This window comes from Bradyrhizobium sp. Kon58, from assembly GCF_055807455.1.
On the sequence record NZ_JBVVOT010000334.1, the window covers coordinates 1 to 299 of the forward strand.

At 45.2% G+C, this 299-nt stretch carries 1 protein-coding gene; it reads left to right on the forward strand.

Features of this window, described 5'->3' with window-relative positions; genetic code table 11:
• Positions 1 to 96 precede the first annotated feature (96 nt).
• A partial coding sequence (locus AC0L20_RS40675) for a hypothetical protein (RefSeq protein WP_473295773.1) occupies positions 97 to 299 on the forward strand: 203 nt, incomplete at its 3' end.

Consider the following 299-nt stretch of genomic DNA (forward strand, 5'->3'; position numbering starts at 1 on the left):
GTTGGAGTTCCGCTCCCAGTTTATCGTGATCCTGCATCAAGTACTTGGCTTCGTTCTGAAGTGCGAACGACATTGTGGAGGGAGGCGAGGATATAGGTGAGATACAGCTTTCAAATATTTTTGGCAGTGTCGGGAGCGGAACTCCAACAAATTTATGATGCACTGTACACAAATATCAAACCTGAAATCTCAAGAATTCATAATCGTCTTACACAGGATTGTGTCGGCGTTATAGCAAGCAACCGCTACTTTACTAGTGGAGATCATGCTACAGCCGTTGAAATTTGCGCCAAGTCGGG